The sequence below is a fragment of the Streptomyces sp. 796.1 genome (genome assembly GCF_047525675.1).
Lineage (GTDB): Bacteria > Actinomycetota > Actinomycetes > Streptomycetales > Streptomycetaceae > Streptomyces.
Genome location: NZ_JBLIWA010000026.1, coordinates 76,338 through 95,287, shown reverse-complemented (window position 1 = coordinate 95,287; position 18,950 = coordinate 76,338). Strand labels below are relative to the sequence as shown.

Here is an 18,950-nt window from a genome sequence, read left to right as displayed (position 1 = left end):
ACGTCACGCCACCGGTCACGCGGCGTGTTACCGAGGAACTTACGGAGACGCTGTTGCGGCATTCCGTACGCCAGCCCTGCCGTGGATGCACAGCTACCCATAGGTTGTGTAACAGCGGCCGACGGCTCCCGTCCGCCCCCTCCCCACCTCTACGCTCCGTGCGGTTCGCGGCAGCGCTGCGTCACGGATTTCGCCTGGCGGCGGGCCGTCGGGGGCGCTGCGGGCGGTGGGGGCCGGCGGTGGAGGGGTGCTGTGGGGTGGCTGTTACATGCGTCGTTACGTACGTCGTTACGGGCACTGTTACGTACGTCGTTACGGGCGCCCCTAAGTAAGTCGTTACGTACGTCGTCAGGTACGCCGCTGCGGGCGCGCCGCGCGGGCTCGGGCCGTGACGGGCGCCGGGCGATCGGCGCGGGCGGGCAGGGCGTGGCCCGCGGGGCGGGCCGGCGCGCCGCTGGCCGGGTCAGGACTGCGGGAGTGCGGGAGTGCGGGAGCCGGTACAGGTCAGGTCTGCGGGAGGCGGTAGACGCCGCCCGCCAGCGGCTCCACCAGGCCGTCGGCGACCAGCCCGTCCAGCGCCCTGGCCCGCTGCACCGGTTCGTGCCACACCCGGTCGAGCTCCGCCTGCGGCACCGGGTCGGTCGAGTCCCGCAACACGGCGAGCAGTTTGCCGCGCACCTGGCGGTCCGTACCGGCGTAGGTCTGGCCGCGGCGCGGCGGCCCCTCGTGCGCCGGCGAACCCGCGAGCCGCCACGCGCACTGCGCCGCGATCGGGCACCGGCCGCACTCGGGCGAACGGGCCGTGCACACCAGCGCGCCGAGTTCCATGGTGGCCGCGGCCCAGCGCGCCGCGGTCGCCTCGTCGTCCGGCAGCAGCGAGCGGGCGAGCTTGCGCTCGGCGGCGGTGGTCGCGTTCGGCGGGTACTCCTTGCCGGTCACGGCCCGGGTGAAGACCCGCCGGACGTTGGTGTCGAGCACCGGGTGGCGCTGCCCGTACGCGAAGGAGGCCACGGCCGCCGCCGTGTACTCGCCGACCCCGGGCAGCGCGAGGAGCTGTGCGTGCTCGCGGGGCACGTCGCCGCAGTGCCGTTCCTTTATCGCCGCCGCGGCGGCGTGCAGCCGCAGCGCGCGGCGCGGGTAGCCGAGCCGGCCCCAGGCGCGGACCGCCTCGCCGGGCGGCTCGATGGCCAGGTCGGCCGGGCGCGGCCAGCGGGCCAGCCACTGCTCGTACACCGGAAGGACCCGGGCCACCGGCGTCTGCTGGAGCATGAACTCGCTGACCATCACGCCCCACGCGCCCGCCTCGGGCCGCCGCCAGGGCAGGTCGCGGGCGTGCGTCTCGAACCAGGCGTTGACGGCGGAGTGCAGGACGGCGGCCGGCACGGGCGCGGCGGAACCCTCGCCCGCCGCGGGCCGGGCGGACGGCGCTGCCGCGTGCCCGGACGGGGCCGGCGGGGCGGTCAGGGCTGTCGGGGCCGACGGGTGGGACGAACCCGCCGCGGCCGACGGGGCCGACTGGGGCGACGGAGCGGACTCGGACGGCTGGGACGGCTGGGGGGCGGCCTCGGCGGACGTGGGGGCGTCGACGGATGGCGCGGGCGTGGCAGTCATAGCACCACCGATCCTGGCACGCCCCCGGCTCGCGACGAAACGGCCCGCGCCGGGCGGCCGGGTGAGCCGGGACCGCCGTACGGACCACGCCTGGGCGCGGGGACGCGGGCGCGGGGCGCTGCGCGTGCGCCGTACGGGGCCCTCTCCGGCGAGCTGCACCCGGACGCGTCGGGGCCCGGGCGGGCGTGGCTCGTGGGGGCGGCGGTACGAAGCGTGCGGCGGGCCAGCGCACGGCGTGGCGGGGGCCGGGCGAGTGGCGGTTGCGGCGGGGCCGGGCTCGTGTCGCGTACGGCGCGCACAGCTCGTACGGCACGTGCAGAGAAAAAGGGGAGAGACGGCGCCGGGCCCGCGTGCGGCTCGTGCGGCGCGTGCGGGACATGCGGCGGACGCCGGGGCACGTGACCGGGCGTCACCCCGCACGCCCGGAACGTCACCCGGGGCACCCGGAATGCCGCTTCCGCCCCCTCGAAGTACCGCCCCCGGGCAGATGATGCGAAAAGTAGGCCCGGAATGCGGCGGGTAGTGGCAGGTCCCCTATCGGATCTCTCGTAGAGTTTCCGCGTGGGATCTCTGCGCAATCCGATCGGTCCGCTCCCTTCCACCATCTACTGGCGGCGAAGGGCAGTTGCGCTGTCCCTGATCGCGCTGCTGGTCGTCCTGGTCATCTGGGCCATGAGCCTCGGTGGCGACGACGGTGGTGGCGGCAAGGACGACGCCAAGGGCAACAGCGGCCACGAATCCACCGACACCATCACGCCCGGGCCGTCCTCCTCGGGCCCGCTCAACAGCCAACGGCCCGGCGGGCGCGACGAGTCGGACGAGGGCGACTCCGGCGGTTCGGGCGGTTCCGGCTCCGGTGGTTCCGGCTCCGGCGGCTCGGATGACGCAGGCGGCGCCGCGTCCGCCGGCGGCAGCGGCGGCTCGGGCGGCAGCGGCTCCGGCGGCGCGAGCGGCGGCACCGACGGCCGCGGCACCACCGGCGCGGCCGGCGGCCTCGGCGTCGGCAACGGCGCGCTTGAGCCGTCGAACTCGACGCTCGCCGACTGCGAGGCCGGCGCCGTGGAGTTGGCGTTGCGCAGCATCAAGAACTCCTACGAGCCGGGCGACAAGCCCAAGTTCGAGCTGACCGTGAAGAACTCCGGGGACAGCGCCTGCAAGATCGACCTCGGTCGGGCGTCGGCCGCGCTCACCATCACGGACTCATCGGACGAGCACATCTGGGCCTCCGACGACTGCCCGCGCGGCAGCGCCACCTCGCTGGTGCGGGTGCCGGCCAACGACAAGATCAAGCGCACCGTGGAGTGGGACCGCAAGACCACCGCCCGCAACTGCCCGGCCCCGTCCGGCACCAACGCGGCGCTGGCCGGCACCTACCTCGTGGAGGCCAAGGTGGACGGCATCGGCACCGCCCGCGTCTCGTTCGTCCTCGCCAAGGACTGACGCCCCCGCCGCGCGGGCTGACGCCCCGCCACGAGCGCGCCCCCGACGGCCGTCCCGTCACCGAGGCCAGGCCCTGCCGGACCCCCGCCAGGCCCTGGCCTCCGGCACGTCCGCACGGAAGGCCGCCGGCCGGGTGGCTCGTACGGGCCACTGGCGGCGCCTCCGTACGGGCCACAGTGGGCGACGCGGGCGCGGGTGGCCGCCCGGCGTGCGGGGGTTGTTCACCCGCGGGCCGGCCCGGGTGCGCAGACAGCGGCCGGCCCGTCGGGTAGACAAGGCCGGTCGTCCCACCGCACACCACCCGCGAGAGGCCGCAGCCCGCCGAAGGGCGGGGGCCGCCCGCCCCGCCGGGCCGTGGCCGGCCCGCCACCGAAGACCAGGAGCCGCATGCAGACCGCCCATCCGTCGGCCGGGCGACCGGCCGCCGCCCTCCGGCCGCGGGCCGCGCTCGCCATGGCGCCCGAGGCGGCCGACGGCGTACTCGACGCGGCGGCGCTGGCCGAACTCGCCGAGCTCACCGACCTGGTGCCGCCGCCCGCCCTCACCGACTTCGACACCGCGCACGCCCGCCGGGTGCTCGCCGACACCGAACTGCTGATCACCGGCTGGGGCTGTCCGCCGATCGACGAACGGGCGCTGGCCGCCGCGCCCCGGCTGCGGGCGATCGTGCACACGGCGGGCTCGGTACGCGGCCACGTCGGCGCCGCCTGCTGGCAGCGCGGCATCGAGGTCTCCACGGCCGCGAGCGCCAACGCCCTCCCGGTGGCCGAGTACGCCCTCGCGATGATCCTGCTCGCCGGCAAGCGCGTCCTCGCCGCGGCCCACTCCTACCGGGCCGCCAGGGCCCGCGAACACTGGCAGTACGTCGGCCCCGACGACGGCAACTACCAGCGCACCGTCGGCGTCCTCAGCGCCTCACTGACCGGCCGCCGGGTCATCGAACTGCTGCGCCCGCACGATCTGGAGGTGCTGCTGTACGACCCGTACGTGAGCGCCGGGGCCGCCGCGGAGTGGGGGGCGCGGGCGGTGGGACTCGACGAACTCTTCGCGAGCAGCGACGTGGTGAGCGTGCACACCCCGCTGCTGCCCGCCACCCGCGGCCTGGTCAGCCGGGAACTCCTGGCGGCGCTGCGCCCCGGCGCCACCCTCATCAACACGGCCCGGGGTGCGGTGGTGGACCAGGAGGCGCTGACCGAAGCGCTGGTCGCTGGCCGCATCCACGCCGTGCTCGACGTCACCGACCCGGACCCGCTGCCTCCCGACCATCCCCTGTGGACCTGCGACAACGTCCTGCTGACCCCGCACATCGCCGGCTCCCAGGGCACCGAACTGCGCCGGCTGGCCGCCCTGGCCATCGCCGAGGTACGCCGCTGGACCCACGGCGAAGGCTTCGCCCACGCCCTCCCCCCGGACCACGCGGCGCTCCGCGCGTAGCGCCGCCACCGCGGCGCGGGCCGTACGGGCCCCGTCGCCCCACCACCGCCCCACGTGGCACTTCGCAGGGCCCGCCCCCGAAAGTGCCACGTGCCGCGCGGCGGGGCGCGGTACGGGGCGGCCCGGTGCGGGTGGCTCGGCGGGGCCCACTTCCCGCGGACCGGCCGCGGCCACGAACGGCGGGCGTGCCCCCGACATCCCCATCCCGCCGAGTAGCCCCGCGGCCAGCGGAAAGGCCCACCGACCGCAAGCCACCCCAGAACGCGGAGCGGCCACGCGGCGAGCGTGTCGCGAGCTAGACGTACCGCTCCAGGATGGACGACTCCGCCAGTCGCGACAGCCCCTCACGGACCGAGCGGGCGCGGGCCTCGCCGACGCCGTCGACCATCTGGAGGTCGTCGACGCTGGCGGCGAGCAGCTTCTGGAGGCCGCCGAAGTGCTCCACCAGGCGCTCGATGATCGCACCGGGCAGCCGCGGAACCTTGGCGAGCAGCCGGTACCCACGCGGGGAGACCGCCGAGTCGAGCGTTTCGGGGGAGCCGCTGTAGCCCAACGCGCGGGCGACGATGGGGAGTTCGAGGAGCTCGGGGTGGGTGAGCGCGTCGAGTTCGGCGAGCGCGTCGGCCACCGTGCGGGAGCGCTTGGCGGTCGGCTCGGGCACGTAGTCCCGCACGACGAGTTCCCGCTCGGGCTCGACGCCGGCGATCAGCTCGTCCAACTGGAGCGAGAGCAGCCGGCCGTCGGTGCCGAGCTCCACCACGTACTCCGCGATCTCGGTCGCGATGCGGCGGACCATCTCAAGACGCTGGGCGACCGCGGTGACGTCCCGGACCGTCACCAGGTCCTCGATCTCCAGCGCGGAGAGCGTGCCGGCGACCTCGTCGAGCCGCAGCTTGTACCGCTCCAGCGTGGCGAGCGCCTGGTTGGCGCGGGAGAGGATGGCCGCCGAGTCCTCCAGGACCCGGCGCTGACCGTCCACGTACAGCGCGATCAGCCGCATCGACTGGCTGACCGAGACCACCGGGAAGCCCGCCTGGATGGAGACGCGCTGCGCCGTGCGGTGCCGGGTGCCGGTCTCCTCGGTCGGGATCGAGGCGTCGGGCACCAGTTGCACGCCCGCCCGCACGATCTTGGTGATGTCCTTGTCGAGGATCAGCGCGCCGTCCAGCTTGCACAACTCGCGCAGCCGGGTCGCCGAGAACTCGACGTCGAGTACGAACCCGCCGGTGCACATCGACTCGACGGTCTTGTCCATGCCCAGCACGATGAGTCCGCCGGTGTTGCCGCGCAGGATGCGCTCCAGGCCGTCCCGGAGCGCCGTACCGGGCGCGACCGCGCTCAGGGAGGCGCGCATCAGACGATCGGAACCGGAGCTTCCACCGGCCCTGCCGGGAGCTGTCGCCCGGTCGTTGGCTGCCACTGCACTCCTCCGTCGCCAGATCTGGTCGGTGCCGCAGGCCGCCCTGCCGGACGTACGCGGTGTCGTTGCGTACGGGCGTGCGGGCGAGACCAGGGCAAAGTCTACCGGCGGTCCGCCGACTCGCGTGGGGGCTGGGGCGCCTCTCGCCGTGGCCGCTTCGGCAGGGCACGCAGGGCCTCGCCTATGTCGGCCACCTCAAGCACCCTCATGCCGGCGGGAATCTTCCCCGGGTCGCTGGGCACCAGGGCGTGCGTGAAGCCGAGCCTGGCGGCCTCGGCGAGCCTGCGCTGCACCCCGGTCACCCGCCTGACCTCGCCGGCGAGTCCCACCTCGCCGATGGCGACCAGGTTCATCGGCAGCGGCGTATCGCTGGCGGCGCTGGCCAGCGCGAGCGCGACGGCCAGGTCGGCCGCGGGCTCGGTCAGGCGCACGCCGCCGACGGTGGCGCTGTAGATGTCGCGCTTGCCGAGCGAGCTGATCCGGCCGCGCTGCTCCAGCACCGCCAGCATCATCGAGACGCGGGAGGTCTCCAGGCCCGACGTCGTGCGCCGGGGCGAGGGGATCTGGGTGTCCACGGTCAGCGCCTGCACCTCGGCCACCAGCGGGCGGCGGCCCTCCAGGGTGACCGTCAGGCACGTGCCGGGCACCGGCTCGGCGCGCCGGGTCAGGAACAGGCCCGACGGGTCGGCCAGGCCCGTGATGCCCTCGTCGTGCAGCTCGAAGCAGCCGACCTCGTCGGTCGCCCCGTACCGGTTCTTGATGCCGCGCACCAGGCGCAGCCGCGCGTGCCGGTCGCCCTCGAAGCTGAGCACCACGTCCACCAGGTGCTCCAGCAGGCGGGGGCCCGCGATGCCGCCGTCCTTGGTGACGTGGCCGACCAGGACGGTGGCCATGCCGCGCTCCTTGGACGCCCTGATCAACGCCCCGGCCACCTCGCGGACCTGCGCCATCCCGCCGGGCGCGCCGTCGATCTCGGGAGACGCCACGGTCTGCACCGAGTCCAGGACCAGCAGCGAGGGCTTGACCGTGTCGAGGTGGCCGAGGACGGCGGACAGGTCCGTCTCGGCCGCCAGGTACAGGTGCTCGGAGAGCGCGCCGATGCGGTCCGCGCGCAGCCTGACCTGACTGGCCGACTCCTCGCCGGTGATGTAGAGCGTGCGGTGCGCCTCGGATGCGGCCTTGGCGGCCACGTCGAGCAGCAGCGTGGACTTGCCCACGCCGGGCTCACCCGCGAGGAGCACCACGGCGCCGGGCACCAGGCCGCCGCCGAGCACCCGGTCCAGCTCGTCCACGCCGGTGCCGCGGGCGGCGGCCTGGCGGCCGTCGACCTGGGCGATGGGCAGCGCGGCCGTGGTGACCCGACCGGCCGCCGTGGTGCGCACCGCGGGGGCGGCGCCGAACTCCTCGACCGTCCCCCACGCCTGGCACTCCGGGCAGCGGCCGAGCCACTTCACCGTGGTCCAGCCGCACTCGCTACAGCGGTAGGAGGGGCGGTCCTTGGCGGACGAACGGGAGCTACGGGTGGCCATGCTCATCACCGTAGCGGTGCGGTCCGACAATCCCGGGCCGCGGGGGCCCGCCCGGCGACCGAGCGGGGCAGGGCGGTGGAGCTTCCCGGGCGGCGGCGCTCCCGGTGCGTGGGCGCTTCCCGGCCGGCGGACCCCCGGGGCGGGCAGCGGCGTTCGGCCGGTCGGCGGTACGCGGCCGGTGGCCGGTGGGCGTTCCGCCGGGCGTGTCGGCGCCGGTACGGGTGACCGGTGGCCAACGAAATCGGGACGAGCCAGGCGCATATGTCAAGGTCGGGCCCCGGGAATCACGCAAAGTGAGAAGTCTGTCCCCTTTCGAGGGAGATGGTCACCCGTATGAGTTAAAGGTGCCCGTGCTAGGCGGGTGACCCGGTGTGATCCCCCTACCGTCGCCAGGTGATGAGCAGCAGGTCTGAGCACCCCACGCATCCCACCGGCGCACACCGCGCTCAACGACGCGCTGCGCGCGCCCCCCGTCCCCTCGCAGAGCGTCCCCCCGCGTGCTACGAGCCGTATCTCGACGGCCTCTTCACGTACTGCCTGTCCGTGCTCTGCGACCACGACGCCGCCACCGCCGCACTCGGCGAGGCGCTCGCGGTCGCGGAGCGGCGGCGGCTGCGCGGGCGGGCCGCCGGGTTCACGGCCAAGGACGGCGGCGCGGCCGTGCCGCCCCCGATGGCTTCGGCCGCCCCGCCCCCGATGGCCCCCGAACTCTCTCTGCCGCCCGGCCGGGCCCGCGCCCCAGGGCCCGGCAAGCACTCGCCCAGCACCGACGTCGGACTGCGCCGCCCCTGGCTGTACGCGCTCGCCCGCTGGTCCTGCCTGCGGACGCTGACCGAACTGCGCGCGGGCGGCCCCCGCCCCGCCCGCTCCCGCGCCGCCCACCCCGGCCACCCCCACCCCGTACTCGCACCCACCGCCCCCGCCCAGCGACGCCGTGACCTGGCCGCCCTCGCCTGGCCCGAGGCCGCCGGCACCAGCCCCGAGCAGCGCGAGGCGTTGGAGCTCGCGGTGCGCCACCAGCTCTCGCCGCACGAGGTCGCGGCCGTCATCGGCGGCGACCCGGACGAGACCCGGGCGCTACTGGCCAGCGCGGCCTGCGAGGTGGAGCGCACCCGCGCGGCGCTCGCCGTGGTGGAACTCGGCCGCTGCCCCACCGTCTCCCGGCTCGCCGGCGACGCCCAGGTGCTGCTCTCCGCGGCGCTGCGGCGCGAGCTCGTACGCCACGTCGACGACTGCGGCCAGTGCCGGCGGACCGCCGAACGGGCCACCGCCGGCGGGCCCTGGCCCGGCACCGCCACCGCGCCGGCCGCACTGCCGATCCTGGAGGCCCCGCGGGCCGCGGTGTGCGCGGCGATGCAGTGGGCGCTGCGCGGCCGGTCGCCACGGGCGGCGGCCTGGCCGCGGTTCGACCGGCGCGGCTTCCCGATCGACCCGAAGGACCGCGCCGCCCGGCGCAGCCGACTGCGCAGCCGGGCGGTCACCACGACGGTGGTGGCCACCGTCATCGCCGCCCCGGTGCTCGCCCTGTGGGCCGCCTACCGGGGGGCCCCGCTCACCGGCGAGAGCCAGGCGGGCGGCGGCGGGGTCTCCGCGACCGAGCGGGACGACCTGGGCGGCGCGCCGTACGAGGAAGCCGGCAACGCGCGCGGGAACGCGCCCGACGCCGACGTCGGCTGGCGCTCGCCCGAGCGGCGCGACCCGGCGGAGCGCAAGCAGCCGAAGGACCCGGCCGACGGCGCCCCGACGGCCAGCCCGGCGGCGACGCCGGGCGCCGAGCAGCCCACGCCCGGGACCGGCAGCAGCGCGCCGGTGCCGGGGCAGTTGACGGTGGCGGCGCAGCCCAGCGGCGACGCGACGCTGATCATCCTGACCGCGGCCGGCGGGCCGGTGCGCTGGTCGGCCGTGCCGGACGCGCCGTGGCTGCTGCTCAGCCAGAGCTCGGGCGAGCTCGGCGCCGGCGAGTCGGTGACGCTGGTCGTCACCGTCGACCACGCGCGGGAGCCGGTCGGCCCGTGGACCGGGCGCATCTCGGTGACCCCGACGGGTTCGGTCGTCACCATCGAGGGCGTCGGCGAACCGACGGCCCCGGAACCGACCCCGACGCCCACCGAACCGACCCCCACACCCACGCCCACCCCGGCCCCGAGTGACCCGACCCCCCAGCCGACCGAACCGGCGGGCAGCCCGGCCCCGTAGCACCGGCCCCGCGCTTCATCGGCTTCCCCGTCCCGCCCTGCTCCGCCGCACGACCCCGCATCAACCCGCACGACCTCGCGCGCACCCGTACGAGCGCTCCGTACGCGTCCCCCGCACGCCTCTCCGTACGAGATCCCGTACGGGACCCCTGGACGAGCCGGGGTCCGGCCCCCACCGGACCTCGGCTCCTTGCGTTGCGCGGGCAGGGGCGGCGAGGTGGGAGCGCCGGCGGCGGGGCGGTCTGCGGCCAGGCGGCGCGGGTACGGGGCGCCGGTGTGGGTCGCCGGGCGCGTCGGGCGTGTCCCGGGGCGGGTCAGGCTTCGGCGGGCGTGCCGTTCGTGGTGGCCCGGGGCGGGTCCGCCGGGTGCGGGGCCATCGGGAGCAGGGAAGCGAGCCTGGCCTCGCACAGGGTGACCAGTTCGGCGTAGCCGGCCGGGCCCATCAGCTCGGTGAGCTCGGGGCGGTAGGTGACGTACACCGGGTCGCCCGCGCCGTGCGCCGACGTCGCCGAGGTGCACCACCAGTGCAGGTCGTGGCCGCCCGGGCCCCAACCGCGGCGGTCGTACTCGCCGATCGACACGACCAGCACCCGGGTGTCGTCCGGGCGGTCCACCCAGTCGTAGGTGCGGCGGACGGGGAGCTGCCAGCACACGTCGGGCTTGGTCTCCAGCGGCTCCCGGTCCTCGCGCAGGGCGAGGATGTGCAGCGCGCAGCCGGCGCCGCCGGCGAAGCCCGGGCGGTTCTGGAAGATGCACGAGCCCTCGTAGCGCCGGGTCTGGCGCTCGCCGTCCTCGTCCTCCTGCACCCAGCCGGTGCGCGTGCCCACGTCGTGGAACTGCCACAGCTCGGGGGTGAGCCGGGCCGCGTGCCCCGCCACCCGCTGCTCGTCCTCCTCGTCCGAGAAGTGCGCGCCGAGCGTGCAGCAGCCGTCGGCCGCCCGACCGGCCTGGATGCCCTGGCAGCCCTGGCCGAAAATGCAGCTCCAGCGGGACGTCAGCCAGGTCAGGTCACAGCGGAAGACCTGCTCGTCGTCGGCCGGGTCGGGGAACTCCACCCAGGCCCGCGGAAAGTCGAGCCCCTGCTCGTCCGCGGGGTCCGGCGCCCCGGCGGTGGGCTTCTTCGGCGCCTTCGGCGACCCCTGCTTTGGCGCTTTGCCCTGCTTCGCCTTTTTGGTCTTTGCCACGCCCCCAGCGTATGCGCCAACCGGCGGCATCCCGTTGCCCGGTCGGATGTGACCGCCGCCGGCCGCGCGACCTGCCGCGGGCCGATTTCGGACCCTGGGCAGGTGGATCCCGGCCCGCGCGGCCCGGCGCGGACGGGCGGGCCGGCGGCCCCGCGGACCGCGCGCGGCCCCCTCCACCCCACCCGTCGCAGGGGTTTTCCGCACTCCCGGAGGCCACTCCCCGTCGCCGTATCGTGACCAATCGAGCCGTATCGTGACCAGCCGATCGCCGAGCCGTTCGCCGCGCACAGTAGCGTTCTGGCCATGAGACTCGGTGTCCTAGATGTGGGTTCGAACACGGTGCACCTCCTGGTGGTGGACGCCCACCCCGGTGCCCGCCCGTTGCCCGCGCACTCCCACAAGGCGGAGCTGCGCCTGGCCGAGCTGCTCGATCCGGATGGTTCCATCGGCAGTGACGGCATCGACCGGCTGGTCGCGGTGGTGCGCGATGCGCTCCGCGCGGCCGAGGACAAGGGCTGTGAGGAGGTACTGCCCTTCGCCACCTCCGCGGTCCGCGAGGCCACCAACGTGGACGAGGTCCTGACCCGGGTCGCGGCCGAGACCGGCGTCCGGCTCGCGGTGCTGACCGGCGACGAGGAGGCGCGGCTGACCTTCCTCGCGGTGCGCCGCTGGTTCGGCTGGTCGGCCGGCCGGCTGCTGGTGCTCGACATCGGCGGCGGCTCGCTGGAGATCGCGTACGGCCAGGACGAGGAGCCCGACGCGGCGGTCTCGCTGCCGCTGGGCGCGGGCCGGCTCACCGGCGGCTGGCTGCCCGGCGACCCGCCGGACGCGGACGACGTACGGGCCCTGCGGCGGCACGTGCGGGCGCAGATCGCCCGGGTCGTCGGCGACTTCAGCCGGCTCGGGCCGCCGGACCACGTGGTGGCCACGTCCAAGACGTTCAAGCAGCTCGCGCGGCTGACCGGCGCGGCGCGCTCGGCCGAGGGGCTGTACGTGCAGCGCGCCCTGAACCGGACGGCGCTGACCGAGTGGGTGACCCGGCTGGCCGACATGCCGACCGCCGAACGCGCCGAACTGCCCGGGGTCTCGGTCGGCCGGGCCGGCCAGTTGGTGGCCGGGGCGCTGGTCGCGGAGGCGTCGATGGAGCTCTTCGAGGTCGAGGAGCTGGAGATCTGTCCCTGGGCGCTGCGCGAGGGCGTGATCCTGCGCCGCCTGGACCACCTGCCGGCCGAGCGCCCGGCCCTGGGGCAGCTCACGACGGGGTAGCGGGGGCGCGGCGAACGGACTGGCCCGGGCGCGGCGGGGCGGCCCCCGGCCACCGGCGGTGAGGGCAACGGGCGGCCCGCGCGGCGGCTGGCCCGTACGGCCCGGCCGGTGGCCCGCGGCCCGCCGGCCCCTGGCCCGGACGGCGACACGCCGTACCCTGTCCCTCGTGACGGAGCCAGTGGTGCGCATCCCGGATGCGAAGGTCGCCCTCTCCACGGCCTCGGTGTATCCGGAGTCCACGGCGACGGCCTTCGAGATCGCGGCGCGCCTGGGGTACGACGGCGTCGAGGTCATGGTGTGGACCGATCCGGTCAGCCAGGACGTGGAGGCGCTGCGCCGGCTGTCCGACTACCACCAGGTGCCGATCCTCGCCGTGCACGCGCCCTGCCTGCTGATCACCCAGCGCGTGTGGTCCACCGACCCGTGGGTCAAGCTCCAGCGGGCGCGGGCGGCGGCCGAGCGGCTGGGCGCCTCCACCGTGGTGGTGCACCCGCCGTTCCGCTGGCAGCGCTCGTACGCCAGGGACTTCGTCAGCGGCATCTGGCGGATGGTGGACGAGACGGACGTCAGGTTCGCCGTCGAGAACATGTACCCGTGGCGCTACCGGGACCGCGAGATGCTCGCGTACGCGCCCGACTGGGACGTCACCAAGGACGACTACCGGCACTTCACCGTCGACCTCTCGCACACCGCGACCGCCCGCGCCGACGCACTGGCGATGGTGGACCGGATGGGTGACCGGCTGGCGCACGTGCACATCGCCGACGGCGGCGGCTCCGGCAAGGACGAGCACCTGGTGCCGGGGCGCGGCAGCCAGCCGTGCGCGGCCCTCCTGGAGCGGCTGGCCGGCAACGGCTTCACCGGCCACGTCGTGGTCGAGGTCAACACCCGGCGGTCGATGTCCGCCGCCGAACGCGAGGCCGACCTCGCCGAGGCGCTCGCCTTCACCCGGCTGCACCTGGCCGTCCCGCCCGAGGCGGCCGGCCCGTGAGCGAGGGCGTCAGCGCCCCGCGCCGGCGCGGTCGGCCGCGGGCCGGCGGCGCGGGCGAGCCGGCGGCGCGGGACCGCATCCTGACGGCGGCGCGCGCGGAGTTCGCCGCCCGCGGCTACGACAGGGCGTCCATCCGCGGCATCGCCAAGGGCGCCGGCGTGGATCCGGCCCTGGTCCACCACTACTTCGGTACGAAGGAACGGGTCTTCGCCGCCGCCGTCGAGCTGGACTTCGGGCCCGCGCTGCTCGCCCCCGACATGCTGCTGGCGGCGCCGCCGGCGGAGCAGGGCGAGCGGCTGGCCCGGTTCTTCCTCGGCATCTGGGAGAACCCGGCGCACCGCGAGCCGCTGCTGGCGATCCTCCGCTCGGCGGTCGGCAACGACGCGGCGGCGGCCGTCTTCCGGGAGCTGGTCTCCACCAAGCTGATGTTCCGCGTCGCGGCCGAACTCGACGTCCCCGACCCGCAGTTGCGCTCCGAACTCGCCGCGGCCCAACTGGTGGGGATGGCCCTGCTGCGGTACGTGATCAAGATGGAGCCGCTGGCCAGCGCCGCCCCCGAGGAGGTCATCGCGCTGGTCGCACCGGGTGTCCAGCGGCTGCTGACCGGCGCGCCGACCGCCCCCGAGCCCGCGCCGGCGCCCGCGCCCGCCGAACGGGGCGGCACCGAACGGGACGCCACCGGCTGACGCGCCCACCGGCCGGCGCACTGACCGGCGGACGCCCCACGCCCGTCTCGCATCCCGGAATACGCGTCCAGATCTTGGAGCCGGGGGCGTAGGCTCGTACGACACCGTACGCATGCACTGACGTACGCACCGGCGTACGCGTCAGGCGTCACCAGGGAGTGAGCACCGTGCCCGAGCTGAGGTCCCGTACCGTCACCCACGGCCGCAACATGGCGGGCGCCCGCGCGCTGATGCGGGCCTCCGGGGTAGCGAGCGAGGACATCGGCAAGCCGATCGTCGCGGTGGCCAACTCCTTCACCGAGTTCGTGCCCGGGCACACCCACCTCCAGCCGGTCGGCCGGATCGTCAGCGAGGCGATCAAGGCGGCGGGCGCCGTGCCGCGCGAGTTCAACACCATCGCGGTGGACGACGGCATCGCGATGGGCCACGGCGGGATGCTGTACAGCCTGCCCTCGCGCGACCTGATCGCCGACTCGGTGGAGTACATGGTCGAGGCGCACTGCGCGGACGCCCTGATCTGCATCTCCAACTGCGACAAGATCACCCCGGGCATGTTGATGGCCGCGCTGCGGCTGAACATCCCCACGATCTTCGTCTCCGGCGGCCCGATGGAGGCCGGCCGGGCCACCCTGGTCGACGGCACCGTCCGCAAGCTCGACCTGATCAACGCCATCAGCGACGCGGTCAACGAGGACGTCTCGGACGAGGACATCCTGCGCATCGAGGAGAACGCCTGCCCCACCTGCGGCTCGTGTTCGGGCATGTTCACGGCCAACTCGATGAACTGCCTGACCGAGGCGATCGGCCTGGCGCTGCCCGGCAACGGTTCGGTGCTGGCCACCCATACCGCCCGCAAGGAGCTGTACGAGCGGGCCGGCGCCACCGTCGTGGAGCTGACCCGGCGCTACTACGGCGAGGACGACGCCAGTGTGCTGCCGCGCAACATCGCCACGCACGCCGCGTTCGAGAACGCGATGGCGCTGGACATCGCGATGGGCGGCTCGACCAACACGATCCTGCACCTGCTGGCCGCGGCGCAGGAGGCCGGCGCCGGCTACGACCTGACCGACATCGACGCCGTCTCGCGCCGCGTCCCGTGCCTGGCGAAGGTCGCCCCGAACGTGGCGCCGCAGGGCACGTACTACATGGAGGACGTGCACCGCGCCGGCGGCATCCCGGCCATCCTCGGCGAGCTCTACCGCGCCGGGCTGCTCAACGAGGACGTGCACACCGTCCACTCCGCCGGCATCAAGGAGTGGCTCGACGCCTGGGACCCGCGCAGCGGCGCGACCACCGCGCAGGCGCTCGAACTGTGGCACGCGGCGCCCGGCTGCAAGCGGTCGGCCGAGGCGTTCTCGCAGTCCGAGCGGTGGGATTCGCTGGACACCGACGCCGCCGGCGGCTGCATCCGCGACGCCGCGCACGCGTACTCCGCCGACGGCGGCCTCGCCGTGCTGCGCGGCAACCTCGCCGTGGACGGCTGTGTGGTCAAGACCGCAGGCGTGGACGAGTCGATCTGGACCTTCCAGGGCCCGGCCGTGGTCTGCGAGTCGCAGGAGGAGGCCGTCGAGAAGATCCTGAACAAGACGGTCAAGCCGGGCGACGTGGTGGTCATCCGGTACGAGGGCCCCAAGGGCGGCCCCGGCATGCAGGAGATGCTCTACCCGACCTCCTTCCTCAAGGGCCGCGGCCTCGGCAAGTCCTGCGCCCTGGTCACCGACGGCCGCTTCTCCGGCGGCACCTCGGGCCTTTCCATCGGCCACGCCTCGCCCGAGGCGGCGTCCGGCGGCACCATCGCCCTGGTCGAGGACGGCGACCCGATCCGCATCGACATCCCCGCCCGCACCATCGAACTCCTCGTCCCCGACGAGGAGTTGACCGAGCGCCGGGCGGCCCTGCTGGAACGGCTCGGCGACTACCGCCCGGCCGCGCGCGAGCGCAAGGTCTCCCAGGCGCTGCGCGCGTACGCGGCGATGGCCACCAGCGCGGACAAGGGCGCGGTCCGGGACGTCAGCCGGCTCGGGGGCTGAGCGGGGGCGGGCGGGCCCACGGGCCGGTTCGCCGGCGCCCCGGTTCACGCCCGCCCGGTTCACGCCCGCCCGGTCACGCCCGCCCGGTTCACGCCCGCCCGGTTCACGCCCGCGCGGGTGCCGCCCGCAGGGCCTCGCGCAGGGCGGTGAAGCTGCGGTCGCCGTGGCCGGCGGCGAGGCCGCGCTGGAAGGTGGCGAGCACCGCATCGGGCAGCGTCGGGTCCACGCCGGCGGCGCGCGCCGTCTGCGCCACGTGGGCCGCGCTCGCCGCACCCATGGCGATCCGGTCCACGTCCCCGGTGTCGTCGCCGGCGGCGAGACGGGCACTGTAGAAGCGGAGGACCTCCGGCAGCGAGCCGGCCACGTCCAGCACGTACGGCAGTACCTCCGCCGCGCCCACCCCGTGTGCCTCGGCCATCGTCACCGCGTGCAGCCAGCCGGTCAGGCCCGTCCAGAACAGGTCCATCTGCACCTGGTAGCAGAGGGGCGCGAGCCCGGGATCGGCGCCCAGGTGCTCGACCGGGCTGATCACCCCGAGCGCCCCGCGGTGCGCCTCGAACAGTTCGGCGGGGCCGCTGTAGTACGCACGGCCCTGGTCCGTGCCGACCTGGGGCGGCGAGGCCGCGATGCCGGCCGCGAGGTACCCCGCGCCGTGCCGCTCCGCCCAGGCCGCCGCCGCACGGGCACCGTCCGGGGTGTCGGAGCTGAGGTTGGCGAGCACCCGGCCCGGCAGGGCGGCCACCGCCGGTTCGAGGAGCGCGTACATCGCGGCGCGGTCGGTCAGACTGAGCACCACCAGCGCATTGGCGGCCAGCGCCTCCCGCACCGAACCGGCCCGCCGCGCGCCGGCCGCCACCAGGTCGTCCGCCTTGTGCGCGGTGCGGTTCCACACCGTCACGGCGTACCCGCGGGCCAGGAACGCGCGCGCCATCGCCCGCCCCATCGGCCCGAGCCCGAGCACGGTCACCGAGCGCCCGGCCGGGTCGGGACCCGTGCCCCCGTCCTTGACGGCCGCCCCCGGCCCCGCCGCAGCGGGCGAACCCGCGACGGCATCCGCGCCCGTCCGTGCGCCCGCACCCGCACCCGCACCCGCACCCGACGCAACGCTCGCCCCCACGCCGGCAACGCCATCGATTCCACCCACGTCACCGACACCACCCACGCCCGAAGCCGTACGCATGGCGACCCCTCCCAATGATCCGTCCCCGAGGACATCCGCTAAAACGAACGCTCTACTTAGCGCCGGGAGGCACCGTAGCACAGCTCTAAAACGAACGTTCTACTGCGTAGACTGACGGGCGTGAGCACGAAGACGAAGAACGCCGGGGCCCCCGACACCCGCGCCCGCATCGTCCGCGCGGCCTCCGCGCTGATGCAGCGCCAGGGTTACGACGGCACGGGCATCAAGCAGATCGCCCAGCAGGCCCAGGCCACCCTCGGCTCCGTCTACCACTTCTTCCCCGGCGGCAAGCAGGAGTTGGCCGTCGCCGCGATCCACCACGGCGACCAGGAGTTCGCCGAGGAGCTCAGCGCCGCGTTGGACGCCGACGACGACCCGGCCGCCGCCCTCGCCGCGCTCTGCCGGGACCTCGCCACGGGGCTCGCCGCCTCCGACTGGACCGACGGCTGCCCGATCACCGCGACCGCCCTCGGCACGGCGGGCCGCGCCCCCGACATCCAGGCCGCAGCCGCCGCGGCGTTCGCCCGCTGGCGCGCCCTCGTGCACACCAAGTTGCGCACCGCCGGCATCCCCGACCCGGCCGCCCACGACCTGGCCCACCTGGCCATCAGCACCATCGAGGGCGCCGAACTCGCCGCCCAGGTCTCGCAGAGCACCGAGCCGCTGGAGATCGCGGGCCGCTATCTGGCCCAACTGGTGCGCGCCGCACGCTAGGCCCGGCCGGTACGGACAACCCGGCGGCCTCGGCCGCCGCTTGGCGCGCGGAGGGCCCGGCCGATGGCCTCGGCCGCGCGGTGGCCCCGGCCAACGACACCTGCCGCGCGGCGAAACCGACCGGCGACACCTGTCGCACGGCGGCCCCGCCCGCCCCGCTGGTGCCCCAACTTCCGCCCGTCGTACGCGAGTTGCCGCCACCCGCAGGGAAGGCGCCACCAGCCCCGGAACGCCCCGCACCCCTGCCCGGGCATCCGCCGCGGGCCGCAGCGCCCGGCGACTCTTATACGCCATACAGACGTGACCTGTACGCGCCATTGCAGCTAGGGTGACCTGCACTGCGGCCACCATTTGGCCCAGCATGACCGAACTGCGATGGCCAGAATCAAGCCAGCCATCAGGCTTTCAGGGGGACATCACTTCATGCGTTCCATACGCAGCACTTCCACCGGGTCCGCACCGGGCGCCGAGCCGGACCCGACGCGGTCCGCTGACCCGTCGGACCCGTCGATCGCCCAGGGCGCCCGCCGGCAGGCGCCCCGGGCGCTGGTCGCCGTGGCGCTGCCGCTGGCCCTGCTGACCGGCGGCACCACCGGCGCGGTGGCCAGCCCGCTCACCGGCGACGCCCCGGCCGCGGCGCACCCCGCCCCCGCCGCCGAGACCGCCTTCGGCACCGGCACCACCACCGTCCGCAGCGCGGACTACCGGTTCAGCGCCGGCCAGGGCCGTTTCCTGACCGACGGCGGCAAGGCCCCGCGGGCGCTGCGCCACATCACCGGCGCCGCCACCGACTTCACCGTCCTGAAGGGCGCCGGCGACGACGGCCCGACGCTGGCCGGCACCACCCTGGCCGGCACCTCGGCCACCACCGCCCGGGCCGCCTGGGCCTCCAACTCCGAGTTCGTCGACCTGTCCTGGCCCGGCGTGCGCGGCGCCGCCCCGTACCAGGTCTTCCGCGACGGCAAGCTGATCGCCACCACCCGCGGCACCAGCCTGCGCGACGTGGCGGTGCGGCCCGGCGCGGAGAGCGAGTACACGATCTCGACCACGGCGAACGCACCGGCGAGCGAGTGGACGGACGGCGAGCGCGCCGACTTCGCCAGGACCGGGGAGCGGCCGGTCAACGGCCACACCTGGAACCTGAACGTCCAGGTGCCCACCTCGGCGCAGCCCGCCGCGCTGGAGTCGGCCGCGTTCAAGGCCGAGGCGAAGGCCAAGAAGTACCACTCCACGACGATCAAGTACCGCACCTTCATCCGCAGCAAGTGGG

At 75.3% G+C, this 18,950-nt stretch carries 15 protein-coding genes; 8 read left to right on the top strand and 7 right to left on the bottom strand.

Annotation, left to right across the window (positions count from 1 at the left end; all coding sequences use genetic code 11):
- Positions 1 to 504 precede the first annotated feature (504 nt).
- Positions 505 to 1,464 (bottom strand): A/G-specific adenine glycosylase, encoded by a 960-nt coding sequence (locus ACMA1D_RS19040; protein ID WP_414725214.1) that lies wholly within the window; start codon positions 1,462 to 1,464, stop codon positions 505 to 507.
- Positions 1,465 to 2,172: 708 nt separating this feature from the next.
- On the opposite strand from ACMA1D_RS19040, the gene ACMA1D_RS19035 reads away from it, so the two are divergent.
- Both ACMA1D_RS19035 and ACMA1D_RS19030 read left to right on the top strand, forming a co-directional pair.
- On the top strand, positions 2,173 to 3,051 hold the full coding sequence (locus tag ACMA1D_RS19035; RefSeq protein WP_414725193.1) for a hypothetical protein: 879 nt from the start codon (positions 2,173 to 2,175) through the stop codon (positions 3,049 to 3,051).
- Positions 3,052 to 3,438: 387 nt separating this feature from the next.
- Positions 3,439 to 4,485 (top strand): hydroxyacid dehydrogenase, encoded by a 1,047-nt coding sequence (locus ACMA1D_RS19030; protein WP_414725192.1) that lies wholly within the window; start codon positions 3,439 to 3,441, stop codon positions 4,483 to 4,485.
- Positions 4,486 to 4,780: 295 nt separating this feature from the next.
- On the opposite strand, the gene disA is transcribed toward ACMA1D_RS19030, so the two are convergent.
- Together disA and radA are read right to left on the bottom strand one after the other, a co-directional pair.
- Positions 4,781 to 5,905 carry a DNA integrity scanning diadenylate cyclase DisA gene (gene disA, locus ACMA1D_RS19025; RefSeq protein WP_176162463.1) on the bottom strand — a complete coding sequence of 375 codons (1,125 nt, stop codon included), beginning with the start codon at positions 5,903 to 5,905 and terminating at the stop codon, positions 4,781 to 4,783.
- A gap of 101 nt (positions 5,906 to 6,006) precedes the next feature.
- Positions 6,007 to 7,434 (bottom strand): DNA repair protein RadA, encoded by a 1,428-nt coding sequence (gene radA, locus ACMA1D_RS19020; RefSeq protein WP_414725191.1) that lies wholly within the window; start codon positions 7,432 to 7,434, stop codon positions 6,007 to 6,009.
- A gap of 396 nt (positions 7,435 to 7,830) precedes the next feature.
- Between radA and ACMA1D_RS19015 the strand changes: the two genes are divergently transcribed.
- Positions 7,831 to 9,630: a sigma-70 family RNA polymerase sigma factor gene (locus ACMA1D_RS19015; protein WP_414725190.1), complete on the top strand. Its 1,800-nt coding sequence runs from the start codon at positions 7,831 to 7,833 to the stop codon at positions 9,628 to 9,630.
- Positions 9,631 to 9,943: 313 nt separating this feature from the next.
- Here ACMA1D_RS19015 and ACMA1D_RS19010 read toward each other — a convergent pair whose 3' ends face one another.
- On the bottom strand, positions 9,944 to 10,813 hold the full coding sequence (locus ACMA1D_RS19010; RefSeq protein ID WP_414725189.1) for a hypothetical protein: 870 nt from the start codon (positions 10,811 to 10,813) through the stop codon (positions 9,944 to 9,946).
- A 303-nt stretch (positions 10,814 to 11,116) separates the two neighbouring features.
- On the opposite strand from ACMA1D_RS19010, the gene ACMA1D_RS19005 reads away from it, so the two are divergent.
- The 4 genes from ACMA1D_RS19005 to ilvD all read left to right on the top strand — a co-directional run bounded on the left by ACMA1D_RS19005 (position 11,117) and on the right by ilvD (position 15,786).
- Positions 11,117 to 12,079: a Ppx/GppA family phosphatase gene (locus ACMA1D_RS19005; protein WP_414725188.1), complete on the top strand. Its 963-nt coding sequence runs from the start codon at positions 11,117 to 11,119 to the stop codon at positions 12,077 to 12,079.
- A gap of 166 nt (positions 12,080 to 12,245) precedes the next feature.
- Entirely contained in the window at positions 12,246 to 13,070 is an 825-nt protein-coding gene (locus ACMA1D_RS19000) for a sugar phosphate isomerase/epimerase family protein (RefSeq protein WP_414725187.1), read from the top strand.
- Positions 13,067 to 13,756: a TetR family transcriptional regulator gene (locus ACMA1D_RS18995; protein WP_414725186.1), complete on the top strand. Its 690-nt coding sequence runs from the start codon at positions 13,067 to 13,069 to the stop codon at positions 13,754 to 13,756. The genes ACMA1D_RS19000 and ACMA1D_RS18995 overlap by 4 nt, the downstream gene beginning before the upstream one ends.
- 167 nt (positions 13,757 to 13,923) lie before the next feature.
- On the top strand, positions 13,924 to 15,786 hold the full coding sequence (gene ilvD, locus ACMA1D_RS18990) for a dihydroxy-acid dehydratase (protein WP_414725185.1): 1,863 nt from the start codon (positions 13,924 to 13,926) through the stop codon (positions 15,784 to 15,786).
- A gap of 103 nt (positions 15,787 to 15,889) precedes the next feature.
- Here ilvD and ACMA1D_RS18985 read toward each other — a convergent pair whose 3' ends face one another.
- Entirely contained in the window at positions 15,890 to 16,903 is a 1,014-nt protein-coding gene (locus ACMA1D_RS18985; protein WP_414725184.1) for an NAD(P)-dependent oxidoreductase, read from the bottom strand.
- Between the two features lie 183 nt (positions 16,904 to 17,086).
- Here ACMA1D_RS18985 and ACMA1D_RS18980 point away from each other — a divergent pair, with 183 nt between their 5' ends.
- Positions 17,087 to 17,680, top strand: coding sequence for a TetR/AcrR family transcriptional regulator (locus tag ACMA1D_RS18980; protein ID WP_414725183.1), 594 nt, complete (start codon positions 17,087 to 17,089; stop codon positions 17,678 to 17,680).
- Positions 17,681 to 18,096: 416 nt separating this feature from the next.
- Here the strand turns inward: ACMA1D_RS18980 and ACMA1D_RS18975 are convergent, their stop codons facing one another.
- Positions 18,097 to 18,354, bottom strand: a complete 258-nt coding sequence (locus ACMA1D_RS18975; RefSeq protein ID WP_414725182.1) for a hypothetical protein — start codon at positions 18,352 to 18,354, stop codon at positions 18,097 to 18,099.
- A gap of 27 nt (positions 18,355 to 18,381) precedes the next feature.
- Complete coding sequence (locus ACMA1D_RS18970; RefSeq protein ID WP_414725213.1) at positions 18,382 to 18,936, bottom strand: hypothetical protein; 555 nt, start codon at positions 18,934 to 18,936, stop codon at positions 18,382 to 18,384.
- Positions 18,937 to 18,950 lie beyond the last annotated feature (14 nt).

Excerpts from the sequence above, each read along its gene's own strand:
- ACMA1D_RS19015 (WP_414725190.1), top strand. The coding sequence starts at position 7,831 with ATGAGCAGCAGGTCTGAGCACCCCACGCATCCCACCGGCGCACACCGC.
- ACMA1D_RS18970 (WP_414725213.1), bottom strand. The coding sequence starts at position 18,936 with ATGAAGGTGCGGTACTTGATCGTCGTGGAGTGGTACTTCTTGGCCTTC.
- radA (WP_414725191.1), bottom strand. The coding sequence starts at position 7,434 with ATGGCCACCCGTAGCTCCCGTTCGTCCGCCAAGGACCGCCCCTCCTAC.
- ACMA1D_RS19005 (WP_414725188.1), top strand. The coding sequence starts at position 11,117 with ATGAGACTCGGTGTCCTAGATGTGGGTTCGAACACGGTGCACCTCCTG.
- ACMA1D_RS19030 (WP_414725192.1), top strand. The coding sequence starts at position 3,439 with ATGCAGACCGCCCATCCGTCGGCCGGGCGACCGGCCGCCGCCCTCCGG.